At 72.4% G+C, this 13,427-nt stretch carries 13 protein-coding genes; 6 read left to right on the top strand and 7 right to left on the bottom strand.

The annotated features are described in order from the left end of the window. The gene (locus ACIBG6_RS33080) at positions 1-1,278 is read left to right on the top strand and encodes a TDT family transporter (RefSeq protein ID WP_399226411.1); all 1,278 of its coding nucleotides are present in this window, start codon (positions 1-3) and stop codon (positions 1,276-1,278) included. Here ACIBG6_RS33080 and ACIBG6_RS33075 read toward each other — a convergent pair. From ACIBG6_RS33075 to ACIBG6_RS33060, 4 genes are all read right to left on the bottom strand, one after another. Beyond that, positions 1,193-1,966 (bottom strand): helical backbone metal receptor, encoded by a 774-nt coding sequence (locus ACIBG6_RS33075; RefSeq protein WP_399226410.1) that lies wholly within the window; start codon positions 1,964-1,966, stop codon positions 1,193-1,195. The two genes, ACIBG6_RS33080 and ACIBG6_RS33075, sit on opposite strands and share 86 nt — an antisense overlap. Then, positions 1,963-2,514, bottom strand: coding sequence for an XRE family transcriptional regulator (locus ACIBG6_RS33070; RefSeq protein ID WP_329624418.1), 552 nt, complete (start codon positions 2,512-2,514; stop codon positions 1,963-1,965). Before ACIBG6_RS33070 ends, ACIBG6_RS33075 begins: the two co-directional genes overlap by 4 nt. A gap of 164 nt (positions 2,515-2,678) precedes the next feature. Next, positions 2,679-4,490, bottom strand: a complete 1,812-nt coding sequence (locus ACIBG6_RS33065) for an ABC transporter permease/substrate binding protein (protein WP_399226409.1) — start codon at positions 4,488-4,490, stop codon at positions 2,679-2,681. Next, positions 4,483-5,550, bottom strand: coding sequence for a glycine betaine/L-proline ABC transporter ATP-binding protein (locus ACIBG6_RS33060; RefSeq protein ID WP_399226408.1), 1,068 nt, complete (start codon positions 5,548-5,550; stop codon positions 4,483-4,485). Before ACIBG6_RS33060 ends, ACIBG6_RS33065 begins: the two co-directional genes overlap by 8 nt. Positions 5,551-5,998: 448 nt before the next feature. On the opposite strand from ACIBG6_RS33060, the gene ACIBG6_RS33055 reads away from it, so the two are divergent. Together ACIBG6_RS33055 and ACIBG6_RS33050 are read left to right on the top strand one after the other, a co-directional pair. Continuing rightward, on the top strand, positions 5,999-6,904 hold the full coding sequence (locus tag ACIBG6_RS33055) for a 5'-3' exonuclease H3TH domain-containing protein (RefSeq protein WP_399226608.1): 906 nt from the start codon (positions 5,999-6,001) through the stop codon (positions 6,902-6,904). Between the two features lie 82 nt (positions 6,905-6,986). Beyond that, the gene (locus tag ACIBG6_RS33050) at positions 6,987-7,823 is read left to right on the top strand and encodes a siderophore-interacting protein (RefSeq protein WP_399226407.1); all 837 of its coding nucleotides are present in this window, start codon (positions 6,987-6,989) and stop codon (positions 7,821-7,823) included. Between the two features lie 54 nt (positions 7,824-7,877). On the opposite strand, the gene ACIBG6_RS33045 is transcribed toward ACIBG6_RS33050, so the two are convergent. Beyond that, on the bottom strand, positions 7,878-8,510 hold the full coding sequence (locus ACIBG6_RS33045) for a MerR family transcriptional regulator (protein WP_399226406.1): 633 nt from the start codon (positions 8,508-8,510) through the stop codon (positions 7,878-7,880). 209 nt (positions 8,511-8,719) lie between these two features. Between ACIBG6_RS33045 and ACIBG6_RS33040 the strand changes: the two genes are divergently transcribed. The 3 genes from ACIBG6_RS33040 to ACIBG6_RS33030 are packed head-to-tail and all read left to right on the top strand — an operon-like array spanning position 8,720 to position 11,055. After that, positions 8,720-9,658 carry a hypothetical protein gene (locus ACIBG6_RS33040; protein ID WP_399226607.1) on the top strand — a complete coding sequence of 313 codons (939 nt, stop codon included), beginning with the start codon at positions 8,720-8,722 and terminating at the stop codon, positions 9,656-9,658. After that, positions 9,655-10,080: an ABA4-like family protein gene (locus tag ACIBG6_RS33035; protein ID WP_399226405.1), complete on the top strand. Its 426-nt coding sequence runs from the start codon at positions 9,655-9,657 to the stop codon at positions 10,078-10,080. Before ACIBG6_RS33040 ends, ACIBG6_RS33035 begins: the two co-directional genes overlap by 4 nt. Positions 10,081-10,089: 9 nt before the next feature. Then, positions 10,090-11,055 carry an ADP-ribosylglycohydrolase family protein gene (locus tag ACIBG6_RS33030; protein ID WP_399226404.1) on the top strand — a complete coding sequence of 322 codons (966 nt, stop codon included), beginning with the start codon at positions 10,090-10,092 and terminating at the stop codon, positions 11,053-11,055. Between the two features lie 39 nt (positions 11,056-11,094). On the opposite strand, the gene ACIBG6_RS33025 is transcribed toward ACIBG6_RS33030, so the two are convergent. Beyond that, positions 11,095-11,895 carry a class I SAM-dependent methyltransferase gene (locus ACIBG6_RS33025; protein WP_399226403.1) on the bottom strand — a complete coding sequence of 267 codons (801 nt, stop codon included), beginning with the start codon at positions 11,893-11,895 and terminating at the stop codon, positions 11,095-11,097. 22 nt (positions 11,896-11,917) lie between these two features. Then, on the bottom strand, positions 11,918-13,327 hold the full coding sequence (locus tag ACIBG6_RS33020; RefSeq protein WP_399226402.1) for a cytochrome P450: 1,410 nt from the start codon (positions 13,325-13,327) through the stop codon (positions 11,918-11,920). Between the last annotated feature and the right edge of the window lie 100 nt (positions 13,328-13,427).

Raw genomic sequence — 13,427 nt, 5'->3', positions numbered from 1 at the left:
ATGGCAAGCCTCGCAACACCCCGCTCGGCCCCTCGTCCGGCCTCCCGCGCCACCACCCCCGGCGCGCACCCCGCCACTACGGGCACCACAGCCGCCCCGGGCACCACGGCCACCACCGCCACCGCCACCGCCACGACAGCCACGACAGCCACCGGTGCCTCCCCGGCCCGTTCCGTCCGTCACCTCGGACCCAACTGGTACGCCTCCGTCATGGGCACGGCCATCGTCGCCAACGCGGGCGCGGCCCTCCCGGTGGACGTTCCCGGCCTCCGTACCGTCTGCGCGGCGGTCTGGGCGTTGTCGCTCGCCATGCTGCTCACCCTCGTCTCCGCCCGCGCGCTGCACTGGATCCACCACCGCGACCAGGCCCGCGCCCATCTTCTGGACCCCGCGATGGCGCCGTTCTACGGCTGCCTCTCGATGGCGCTGCTCGCCGTGGGCGGCGGCGCGATGATCGTGGGCAAGGACTGGATCGGGCTCCCCGCGGCCCTGGCGCTCGACACCGTGCTGTTCACCGCGGGCACGGTGATCGGTCTTGCGGCGGCCGTGGCCGTCCCGTACCTCATGGTGGTGCACCACCGGATCGAGAGCGCGTCCCCGGTGTGGCTGCTGCCGGTCGTCGCCCCCATGGTCTCCGCCGCGCTCGGCCCGCTGCTCGTGCCGCACCTGCCCGCCGGGCAGGCCCAGCAGACGCTCCTCATCGCCTGCTACGCGATGTTCGGGATCAGCCTGCTCGCCACCCTGGTCATGCTGCCCCTGGTCTTCGGCCGGCTCGTGACCGGCGGCCCGCTGCCCCTCGCGCTCACCCCCACGCTCTTCCTCGTCCTCGGCCCGCTGGGCCAGTCGACGACCGCCGCGAACAAGTTCGCCGACGTGGCCCCGAGCGTGCTGCCCGACCCGTACGCGCACGGCTTCGCCGCCTTCGCCGTCCTCTACGGGGTGCCTGTGATGGGCTTCGCGCTGCTGTGGCTGGCGCTCGCCGGGGCGATGGTGCTGCGGGCGCGGCGGCGGGGCATGGGCTTCGCCATGACGTTCTGGGCGTTCACCTTCCCGGTCGGGACCTGCGTGACCGGCGCCGAGGGACTCGCCCAGCACACCGGTCTCGACGTCTTCCGGTGGCTCGCCGTCGCGCTGTACGTGTTCCTCGTGGCCGCCTGGCTGGTGGCCGGCGTCCACACCGTGCGCGGGCTGCTCAGCGGCGCGCTGCTCGCAGGGCCCGGGACAGCGCCTGCGACAGGGCCTGCGGCGCCTCTGCCAGTGACGGCCCGTACCAGGTGAGCAGGCGCCCGTCGACGAGGGCGGCGGCGGTCCCGGGGAACGCCTCGGGACCGTCGTCCGGCGTGAAGCGGTAGGGCTCGTCGGGCAGGACGACCAGGTCGGGGGCGGTGGCGCGGAGCTCGTCGATCGGGATGCGCGGATAGCGCTCCGGGTGACCTTCGTACGCGTTCCGGACGCCGAGGCGGGCGAGCAGGTCGCCCGCGAAGGTGTCGCTGCCGAGGACCATCCAGGGGCGGCGCCAGATCGGTACGACGGCGGTGAGCGGACTTCCGTCCGGCGCGGGCTCCAGGGGCGTCACGGACTCCCAGGCCGCCTCGGCCTCCTCCAGCCAGCGCGGCCGGCGCGGCGCGCCGCAGGCGGCGAGGACCCGCTCCAGTTCGCGCAGGCCCTGGTCGAGGGTGCGGATCTCGGTGACGAGGACGTTGAGCCCGGCGGCCTTCAGGGCTGCGAGGTCCGGGGCCCGGTTCTCCTCCTCGTTGGCGAGGACGACGTCGGGCCGGAGCGCGGTGATCGCGGCGACGTCGGGGTTCTTGGTGCCGCCGATCCGTACGACGTCGAGGTCGGCGGGGTGGCTGCACCACTCCGTCGCGCCGACGAGGACGCCGGGCGCGGAGACGGCGACGGCCTCCGTCAGGGAGGGGACGAGGGAGACGACCCGCGGGACGGACCCGGCGCCTGCGGCCCTCACTCCTCCTCGACCTCGACGTGGTCGGCGACGGCGACGACGAGGAGGCGGGTGCCGGGCTCGGTGGCGCGCCAGCGGTGCCGTACGCCTCCGGAGAGGTAGAGCGTGTCGCCGCGGCCGAGGCGGTGGGCGCGGCCCTCGGCCTCGACCTCGGCGGCGCCGTCGGCGACGTACAGCAACTCGTCGTTCCGATGCTGGAATTCGCGGCCCGCGTCCTGCTCGCCGGTGAACTCCAGGGCGTGCAGCTGGTGGCGGCCCCGGACGAGCCGGCGGACTCCGTCGGGGAGCGTCGCGGACCGCTCGTCCGCCCGGACGACGTCGACGGTGCGGGAGGCCTCGGCGACGGCGAGGAGCTCGCCCGCGGTGGTCTCCAGGGCCTCGGCGACGAGTTCGAGGGAGCGGCGGCTGGGCCGGGCGCGCTCGTTCTCGACCTGGCTGAGGAAGGGGACGGAGAGGCCGCTGCGGGAGGCGACGACGGCCAGGGTGAGCTGGAGCGCTCTGCGGCGCCTCTTGACGGCCGCGCCCACGCGGGGTGATTCCTTCTCGTCCATGTCGGCTCCCTCCCTCTGCCTCGTGCGTATCCGTACCGGGCGGTTACCTGAACCTTACGCAGCTTTGGGGCGGGGTTTCGCGTCGTGACGAAAAAGGGGTGGTCGCCGAACACGTTCGGCGACCACCCCTTTTCGGACAGGAACGAATCCCGGTCCGCCGGGCGCTACTGCGGGGCGAGCTTCTCCGCGAGGCCGGGGTTGCGGTCCAGCCAGACGCGGACGGCCTGCTGCTCCTTGCCCTTGCCGGTCTCCTGGATGACGGCTTCGAGGTCCGTGAGCTGCTTCTCGGTGAGCTCGAAGTCCTTCAGCCAGGCGCCGACCTCGGGGTTCTCGGCGGCGAAGCCCTTGCGGGCGAGGGTGTGGACGCCGTCGCCCTTGCCCCAGGTGCCCTTGGGGTCGGTGAGCTTCTTCAGGTCGTGGGCGGAGTAGGCCCAGTGCGGGGACCAGAGGGTGACGACGACGGGCTCCTTGCGCTCGTACGCGCGCTTCAGCTCGGCCAGCATGCCGGGCGTGGAGCCGTCGACGACCTGGTACTCGCCCTCCAGGCCGTACTCCTTGAGGACCTTGTCCTTGAGGATGCCCATCATTCCGGCGCTGGGCTCGATGCCGACGATGCGGCCCTTGAACTGTCCCGCCTTGCCCTTGAGGTCGGCGAGCGAGTCGACGCCCTTCACGTACGAGGGGACGGCGAGCTCCAGGGAGGTGGGGCCGTACCAGGAGCCGAGGTCTTCGAGCTTGTTCTTGTACTTCTCCCAGTACTGGGCGTGGGTGACGGGGAGCCAGGAGTCGGTCTGGAAGTCGAGCTGCCCGCCGGCCAGGCCGGTGTAGAGCGCGCCGGCCTCCAGCTGCTTGGTGTCGACCTCGTAGCCGCGGCGCTCCAGGAGCTCCTTCCAGAGGTACGTGGAGGCGATGCCCTCGTCCCAGGGGATGTAGCCGATGCTGATCTTCTTGCCGTGGCCGCTGTTCGGGCCGGAGGCGGTGGTCGAGGTCGACCCGCCGGAACCGCCGAGGAAGCCCGTACCGCCGGCGACGAGCGCGAGCACGACGACGCCGACGAGGGCGGTGACGGGCTGGGGGCGGTGGGCCCACAGCTTCGCGCCGGGCCGCTTGGCGCTCGCGGCGCGCGCCTTGGCGGCGGCGCGGCGGCCCAGCGGGGAGACCTGGCGGCCGAGGGCGCCGGTCATCCGGTCCAGGTACATGGCGAGGACGACGATGGAGACGCCGGCCTCGAAGCCGAGGCCGATGTCGACATTGCCGATGGCGCGGTAGACCGCGCCGCCGAGGCCGCCGCCGCCGACCATGCCGGCGATGACGACCATGGAGAGGCCGAGCATGATGACCTGGTTGACGCCCGCCATGATCGTCGGGAGGGCGAGCGGGAGCTGCACGCGCAGGAGGGTGTCGCGCGGGGTGGTGCCGAAGGCCTCGGCGGCCTCGACGAGTTCGCCGTCGACCTGGCGGATGCCGAGCTCGGTCATCCGGACGCCCGGGGGCAGCGCGAAGACGATGGTGGCGATGATGCCGGGGACGACTCCGACGCCGAAGAAGATGATGCCGGGGATGAGGTAGACCATCGCCGGCATGGTCTGCATGAAGTCGAGGACGGGGCGCAGCACGGCGCTGACCGTCTTGGAGCGGGCCGCCCAGATGCCGAGCGGGACGGCGATCACCAGGGTGACGAGGGTGGCGACGAGGACGAGGGAGAGCGTCGCCATGGCCTCGTCCCACAGCTGCACCGAGTCGACGAGCGCGAAGCCCGCGAAGGCGAGGACACCGGCGGCGAGGCCGCGCAGCCACCAGGCGACGACGGCGAGGATGCCGGCGAAGAGCAGCGGCTGCGGTGCGGACAGGACGGCGTCGATGCCGTCGTAGAGACCGGTGACGCCGGTGCTGACGGCGTCGAAGAGCCAGGAGAACTGGGACTGGAGCCAGTCGACGGAGCTGTCGACCCACTCGCCGAGGGGGAGCCTAGGCACGGGCGGTCACCTCCTGCTCCTCGATGTCCTTCGCGGCGAGGCCGCCCATGACGCCGAGGAGGCGTTCGGTCGGTACGACGCCGAGGACGGTGCCGTCGGGGTCCTGGACGGTCACGGGGTGCGGGGCCAGGGCGGCGACGGCGCACAGGTCGGCGACGAGGGTGTCGGGTCCGACGGCCCGGCAGGAGCACTCCTCGGGACAGTCGGCGGGGACGGCGCCCTCGGCCATGACAGCGGCGGCGGTGAGCACGCGGGAGCGGTCGACGTCCTGGATGAAGGAGGCGACGTAGTCGTCGGCCGGGCGGACGAGGATGTCCTCGGCGGTGCCGAGCTGCACGATCCGGCCGTCGCGCATGACGGCGATCCGGTCGCCGATGCGCATGGCCTCGTTGAGGTCGTGGGTGATGAAGACGATCGTCTTGTTCAGCCGCTGCTGGAGCACGAGGAGCTGGTCCTGCATGTCGCGGCGGATGAGCGGGTCGAGCGCGCTGAAGGACTCGTCCATGAGGAGCAGGTCGGCGTCGGTGGCGAGGGCGCGGGCGAGGCCGACGCGCTGCTGCATGCCACCGGAGAGCTCGTCGGGCCAGGACTTCTCCCAGCCGGCGAGCCCGCACAGTTCGAGGGCCTCGGCGGCGCGGGTCTCGCGCTCGGCGCGCGGGACGCCCTGGACCTCCAGGCCGTAGGCGGCGTTCTCCAGGACGTTTCGGTGCGGGAAGAGCGCGAAGTGCTGGAAGACCATGCTGATCTTGGTGGCCCGGACGGCGCGCAGCTCGCGGGGGGAGAGTGCGGTGAGGTCGCGGCCGTCGAAGAGGACCCGGCCCGCGGTGGGTTCGAGCAGGCCGTTGAGCATGCGGAGGAGGGTGGACTTCCCGGAGCCGGACAGGCCCATCACGACGAAGATCTGACCGGGTTCGACGACGAAGCCGGCGTCGACGACGGCGGCCGTCGTCCCTTCGGCGCGCAGTTCGTCGCGGTCGGCGCCGTCGGCGAGGCGCCGGACGGCTTCGTCGGGTCGTCTGCCGAACACCTTGTACAGATGATCGGCCTGGAGCCTGGACACATAAACCTCACGGGTAGCAATGAGAACGGCCCTGCCACCCCCGCGCGGCCGGGCCGTGGAGCGGTGCGGGATCCGCCCGCGACCCGTCGCGTATGGGGATTCCGTTGTTGAATCCCGTACCGGGTTCCGCTCCGGGCTCGCGCCTGCCCGGCTTCACAGGGTGCAAACGCAAAGGTGACGGGGGTCACGTGCGGGGCGCGGGCATGGGGTCCCGGGAACGCTTGCGCACGGGCTCCGGTGCGCTCGCGCGGAGACTCGGGAACGTTCGCCTCCGGGACGTTCGCCTCCGGGACCGGCGAGTGAGCCGAAGGGGCGCGGCCGGGGGAACGGTCCCGAGCGCGCGGAGGCCCCGACGGAGGAGGGGTCGAGCACGGTCGGGGCCGTGAGCCCGGCTGGAGCGCCCCGGAGGTGAACCGAGCCTAAGATCGGCCGGGTGACGCGACGCCTGATGCTCCTCGACACCGCAAGCCTCTACTTCCGCGCCTACTTCGGTGTGCCGGACTCGGTCCGGGCCCCCGACGGCACGCCCGTGAACGCCGTCCGCGGCCTTCTCGACTTCATCACCCGACTCGTCCAGGACCACCACCCCGACGACCTGGTGGCCTGTTGGGACGAGGACTGGCGGCCGCAGTGGCGGGTGGACCTGATCCCCTCGTACAAGGCGCACCGGGTGGCGGCCGAGACGGAGACCGGCCCGGACGAGGAGGAGATCCCGGACACGCTCTCCCCGCAGGTGCCGGTGATCGAGGACGTCCTCGCGGCGCTCGGCATCGCCCGGATCGGGTCCGCGGGGTACGAGGCGGACGACGTCATCGGGACGCTGGCGGGGCGCGCCGCCGGGCCGGTGGACATCGTCACGGGGGACCGGGACCTGTTCCAGTTGGTGGACGACGAGCGCGCGGTGCGCGTGCTGTACCCGCGCAAGGGCGTCGGCGACTGCGACCTGGTGGACGACGAGCTGATCCGTACGAAGTACGGCGTGCGCCCCGACCAGTACGCGGACTTCGCGGCGCTGCGCGGCGACGCGAGCGACGGGCTGCCCGGGGTGAAGGGCATCGGCGAGAAGACGGCCGCGCAGCTGATCACGGAGTACGGGGATCTGGCCGGGGTGCGGGCGGCGGCCGAGGACCGGACGTCGAAGCTGACGCCGGCCAAGCGGCGCGGCATCGTGGAGGCGGCCGCGTATCTGGACGTGGCGCCGACGGTGGTGCGGGTCGCCGGGGACGTACCGCTGCCGGAGTTCGACGCGGCCCTGCCGTCGGAGCCCCGCGACCCGGCGGCGCTGGACGCGCTGGTGAAGCGCTGGGGTCTGGGCGGGGCGGTGGGACGCCTGCTGCCGGTGCTCACCCGCTGATCGCCGTGATCCGCCCTGGGCGACAGCACACCGGGGTGCTAGCTTAGGCATACCTAAGTTCGTCGAGTCAGGAGAGCCCCTCGTGGCAGAGCAGCCGGCCCGCAAGGCACCGAAGGCCACCGAAGCGCGCGTGGTGCGCACCGAGCGGATCACCCCGCACATGGTGCGGGTCGTGCTGGGAGGTCCCGGTCTCGACGCCTTCGAGGTCGGCGAGTACACCGACCACTACGTGAAGCTGCTGTTCGCGCCCGAGGGGGTCGCCTACCCCGAGCCGTTCGACATGGAGCGGATCCGGGAGGAGTTCCCCCGGGAGCAGTGGCCGACGACGCGGACATACACGGTACGGGCCTGGGACCCGGTCCACCGCGAGCTGACCGTCGACTTCGTGGTCCACGGCGACGAGGGCCTCGCGGGCCCCTGGGCGGCGCGGGCCCAGGCGGGCGAGACCGTGCGCTTCCTCGGCCCGGGCGGCGGCTACACGCCGGACCCGGCGGCGGACTGGCACCTGCTCGCGGGCGACGAGAGCGCGCTGCCGGCGATCGCGGTGGCGCTGGAGCGGCTGCCTGCGGGGGCGCGGGTGCACGCCTTCGTGGAGATCTCGGACGCAGCGGAGGAGCAGAAGTTCGCGACGGCCGCGGGCGTCGACGTCACCTGGCTGCACCGGGGCGACCGTCCGGCGGGCGAGGCCGTCGTCGAGGCCGTGCGGGCCCTTGAATTCCCGGCGGGCGACGTCCACGCGTTCGTCCACGGCGAGGCGGGCTTCGTGAAGGACCTCCGCCGGCACCTGCGGATGGAGCGCGGGGTGGCGCGCGAGCGGCTGTCGATCTCGGGGTACTGGCGCCTGGGGAAGACGGACGAGGCGTGGCGCGCGATCAAGCGCGACTGGAACGACCAGGTGGAGCGCGAGCAGGAGAAGTGAGCCGCTGAGCGCATGAGAGGGGGGTGGGGGCCGAGGCCCCCACCCCCCTCCGCGTTACGTCGCGCGGCCGAAGACGCGGTTCGAGGCGTCCACGTGGGCCAGCCGCCGCATGGCCGCGAAGATCGCGTCGCCGAGGACCGTGCCGACGACGACGCTCTCCACGAGCTCCTCGCGCGCCACATGGTGCGCCACGTACTCCAGGTCCGCCTTCGCCACACGCTCCGCCGCGTCCGCGTAGGTGTCCAGGACCTCGGCGAAGCCGCCGTGGCCGACGTCCTCCAGTGCCGCGAGGGCCGTCGCCAGCGCCTCCCCCGCCGGGTCGTCCGGATGGGCGCTCCAGCCGCGCGCGGCGATCAGCTCCGCGACGCGCTTCCGCGCCTCCTCGATCCCGGCGTCCTGCTCACGGCCGTAGCGCGGCACGATCCGGTTCGCCGCGGCGCCCAGCACCTTGTGCACCGGCCGCTCGGGGTCGTCGACCGCCACGATCACGTCGCGGACCCCGGCGACCGACAGGCCGCCCACGTCGAGGAGCGCCCGGATCAGGCGCAGGCGCTGGACATGCGTCTCCCCGTACGAGGCTTGATTCGGGCTCGTCAGCTCACCGGCCGGCAGCAGCCCTTCCCGTACGTAGAACTTGATCGTCGGCACGGACACCCCGGTCCTGCGACTCAATTCTCCGATGCGCACCGCGTGTTCACCCTTCCCGTCCTCCAACGGCCTTGCCGACCGACACTCCCATCATAGATAGTGGCGCTATCAGATAGTGGCGAGTGCCACTATCCATACTTTCCCACGGGGGGATCCATATGTCCCTACTCAGCAGGCCTTCGCTCAGCACCTCCTCGCTCCGGTCACTCGCCCGACTGCACCGACCGCTGGTCTGGTTCGCCGGCTCGATGGTCGTCCTCGCGCTCGTCTCCGCCGTCGGCCTGGCCGTCGACGACCGGATGCTGGTCGGCGTGCCGATCTGGTCCAAGCCGTTCAAGTTCTCGGTCGCGTTGTTCGCCTACACGCTCTCGCTCGCCTGGATGCTCTCCCTGCTCGCTCCGTCCCAGCGCGCCCACCGCGTCGGCTGGTGGGCCGGAACCGTCGTCGCCGTCGCCTTGCTGGCCGAGATGGCGCTCATCACCCTCCAGGTGGTCCGCGGCACCCAGAGCCACTTCAACCAGGCGACTCCCTTCGACAACGCCGTCTTCCAGATCATGGGAGGCACCATCGCCGTCCTGTGGCTGAGCGCCCTGGTCATCGCGGTGCTCCTGCTGCGCGCCCGGATCCTCGACCGCGCCACCGCCTGGGCCGTCCGCCTCTCCTCACTCATCGCCCTCGCGGGCGCCGCCGTGGGCTTCCTCATGTCGGGTCCGACCCCGGAACAGCTGGCGGTCGACGACTCCCCCATCGTCGGCGCCCACAGCGTCGGCGTGCCGGACGGCGGCCCCACGATGGCGCTGACCGGCTGGTCGACCACCGGCGGCGACCTGCGCATCCCTCACTTCTTCGGCATGCACGCGCTCCAGCTGCTCCCGCTGCTCCTGATCGTCCTGACCGCTCTCGCACCGCGCTTCGCCCGGCTCGCCGACGAACGGTTCCGCCTCCGGCTCACCCTCATAGCCGCGGGAATGTACGCGGCGACCTTCGCCCTGCTGACCTGGCAGGCGCTACGCGGCCAGGCCCTGTTCTCACCGGACGGCACGACACTCGCCGCCGCGGGAGCGATAGCCCTGCTCGGCGCCGCCGCCACCGCACTCCCCCTCCGCACCCCCGCCCCCTCACCCACCCCCACCCCTGCCCCTGCCCCTGCCCCTGCCCCTGCCCCCTCCGAGGAGGTCCCGGCATGACCGGCTTCCTCTTCGAGCTGACGTTCTTCCTCGCGGCACCCGTCTGGCTCCTGATGATCGTCGCGCCGAACTGGCGGGTCACCGAACGCGTCGCCGCCTCACCGCTGACCGTCCTCCCGCTTCTCACGGTCTGGGCCGTCCTGGCCGCCCCCGTCTTCCCGGAACTGTGGACGGCGGTCAGCAGCCCCGACATCGACACCTTCCGCGATCTGGCGGCCCTCGCGAACGGCGCCGGCGCGATCTGGGCCCAGATCCTCGCCTGGGACCTGCTCCTCGGCCAATGGATGTACCGCGAAGCCCGCCGCCTCGCTCTCTCCCCCTACCTGATGGCCCCTCTCCTCCTCCTGACGATCCTCCTCTCCCCCCTCGCCCTCCCGATCTTCCTGGCGGCCCGAGCCTGGAAGACCCGGGCCGCGGACTAATCTCCCCCCATGCGAAACACCGACCGCGCCGTGGGAGCCGTCCTGGGCTCCGCGGTGGGCGACGCGCTGGGCGCACCCTTCGAGTTCGGGCTTGCCGGCGTCTTCCGCGAACGCTTCCCGGACGGCGTCGGAGAGCTGTGCGGAGGCGGCGGCTGGGATCCGGGCGAGGCCACCGACGACACGCAGATGGCCGTTCTCGTCGGGGAGTCGCTCCTCGAACACGGTGGTCTCGATCTACCGGACGTCTTCCACCGGTTCCGCCGCTGGGCAGCGGCCGACCCGAAGGACATCGGCCTCCAGACAGAGCAGGTCCTGCTCGGCGGCGACCCGTGGGACAGCGCGGCGGCGATGCACTTCCAGATCAACGGGCGTGCCGCGGGGAACGGTTCGCTGATGCGGGCGTCGACCTCCGCCGTCTACTTCGCCGCGCGCGGCCGGGCGGAGACGATGGACGCCGGTCGGCGGATCGCGGCGCTGACGCACGGGGACGGCGCGGCCTGGGAGGGGACGGCCATCCTCCACGAGCTGGTCCGGGTCGCTCTCCTCGGGGAGGACCCCGTCGCCGCGCTCCCCTCCACCCTTGCCGAAGTCGCCCCCGAGCACCGGGAGCGCTGGGCGACGGTCCTCGCTCCCGCCTGGCACCCGGACGACGCCACCGAGTTCAACGGCGCGGTCTGGCCCTGCCTGGGCTCGGCGGTGTGGGCGCTGCGCACCACGGGCTCTTTCGAGCAGGCCCTCGCCGCAGCGGTGGACCTGGGAGGCGACACCGACACGGTGGCGGCCGTGACCGGCATGCTCGCAGGCGCGGTGTACGGCCCCGACGCCGTCCCCTCCCGCTGGACCTCCACGCTGCACGTTCCCCTCCCCGGATCAGGCGGCCGGATCCTGCGCGCCGACGATCTGCGGGATCTGGCGAAGGCGCTGACGGAGCAGAGCGGAAGCGGGGACCGGCGACCGGGATCTCCGCGTCGGTGAGGTGGAGGACCCGGCCCTGACGGACAGCCGGCGCCCGGGTCAGGCCGTCCGCTTTCGGGCTGTCAGTTGGAAGAGGCGGGCCGTGTGTGGGTAGGGGTGTCGTGCCGTGGTGGCCAGTTCCAGGCGCTCCAGGTCGGCGTAGTACTCCTCGTCGTACTTGCGTGCGTCGTCGGTGATGTAGTCGCAGAAGGCGCGGATGCCGTAGTGCTGTACGTCCCCGCATCCGAGGTTCCGGAGGACCGGGATGACCTCTTCCGCCGTGTGGAGCGTCAGCTGCGCGTCGAACATCCTGGTCAGGAGCCGGTCGTTGTCGAGTGCGGCCAGGGCAGCCGTCGGGTCCATCTCCCGGACGGCGATGTTCAGGGGCGCCGAGTGCCGGTTGATCGCCATCAGGGAGAACAGTCCTCCGTCCTTCAGGGGAGCGAGCGCCCCGGCCAAGGTGGCCGGGACGTCGTCCATGTACTGCAGGAGGTTGTGGCACAGCACCACGTCGAACTCCCCGGCCGCGAGGTCGGCCGACAGGGCGGTCACGTCGGCGCGGACGCAGGTCATCCGTTCCGACAGGCCGCCCGCCGCCGCGCGTTCGGCCGCGGCGGCGAGCATGGCCGGTGCGTAGTCGACCACCGTGACGTGGTGTCCGCGGGCGGCGAGGCGCAGCGCGTCCCCTCCGTCCCCGCCCGCGAGGTCGAGCACCCGCAGGGGGCGCCCACCGTCCGGGCCGTCGAGGTGCCGCATCAGGTTCGCCTCGGCGACCGCGTAGCGGAGGCGGCCCCAGGGGGCCTCCTGCCACTCCTGCCAGGTGGTCATCGCGGTGTCGAACTTCTCGGAGTCTTCAGGCATCCGGTGACGATACGTCGGGACGTCAGCTCCGGGCGCGGACCGTGGCGAGGACCTCTCGGTCCGGCTGGAGGGTGAGACTCGGGACCGGGCGTATGTCGTCGGTGGTGAGGTCCAGGTGGTAGCGGCGGGCGAGAACCGCCAGCACCAGGACCGCCTCGACGAGCGCGAAGCGGGTGCCGAGGCAGACGCGGGGTCCGCCGCCGAAGGGGAACCAGGCGTACTCGGGTATCTCCTCGGCGGGTTCGCCGTCCTCGGTGGTGAGCCACCGCTCGGGGCGGAACGCGTCGGCGTCGCCGTACCAGCGGGGATCGCGCTGCGTGGCCCACTGGCTGGACCAGACGCGGGTGCCGACGGGGACCGGCTCGCCGCCGAGGGTGGCGCCTTCCTTGGCGATGCCGGTGATGAGCCAGATCGTCGGGTAGAGACGCAGGGTCTCCTTGACGACGGCCTGGGTGTACGGGAGGGAGGCGTAGTCGTCGTAGCCGGGCTCGTGGTCGGCGAGGACCCGGTCGACCTCCTCGGCGAGGGCGTCGCGGACGCGCGGGTTGCGGGAGAGCAGGTGCCAGGCCCAGACGAGCGTCGAACTGGTCGTCTCGTGGCCCCCGATGTACAGGGTGACGGTCTCGTCCCGGATCTCCTGGTCGGAGAGACGGGCACCGGTCTCGTCCCGGGCGGCGAGGAGGCGGCTGAGGAGATCGGGGCGCTCCGTGTCGCCGTCGCGGTGCCGGGAGACGACCCGGGAGACCTCGGCGTCGATGACGGCCGTGGCGCGCTTGATGCGGGCGCGCCCGGGTGTGGGAACCCAGTCGGGCAGGAGCGCTCCGATGCCGCTGAACTCGGCGCCGATCTCCTGCTGGGCGATGTCCATGGCCCGGCCGATGGCCTCGGCATCGGCGGCGGTGTCGACGCCGAAGATGGTGCGGACGGCGATGAGTTGGGTGAGGGCGGCCATCTCCTTCTTGATGTCGATGTGCTGTCCGTCGGTCCACCGGTCGGCGAGCGCGACGGCGCATTCCGTCATCGTCGCCGCGTAGGAGCGGACCTGCTTGGGGCGGACGGAGGGCTGGACGAGGGAGCGCTTGCGCCGCCAGTCGGCGCCCTTGGCGACCACGACCCCGTTGCCGAGGAGCGTGCGGAAGGCGATGCCGAGGTCGGGCTGGTCGAAGGTGCGCTCGACCTCGGTGAGGAGCTCGCCGACGGTGTCGGGGTGGGCGATGAAGAGGGCGGGGCCGCGTCCGAAGCGCCAGCGGACGAAGTCGCCGCGCTCCCGCAGCTGTTCGAAGAAGGCGAGGGGGTCCTTGCCGAAGGCGGGCAGGTTCCCGAGGAGGGGCAGACCCCGGGGGCCTTCGACGATGGCCGGGCGGCGGTTACCCGGTGTCGGCTGTGCCGGGTCGCCGTGTGTCCCGGCGTCCTGACCGGCTTGCGTGGTCATGTGCGTCCCCTCCCCAACTGGCCTTCCCCGTGTGCGAGTCCATGCAAGCGGAAGGGCCGACCCGGGCGCCACCCCTGTGGACAACGCCCTGTGGACAACC

This window comes from Streptomyces sp. NPDC050842, assembly GCF_044456565.1.
GTDB lineage: Bacteria > Actinomycetota > Actinomycetes > Streptomycetales > Streptomycetaceae > Streptomyces.
Note: the sequence above shows the minus strand (reverse complement) of the source record. Positions and strands in the feature narration are given on the sequence as shown.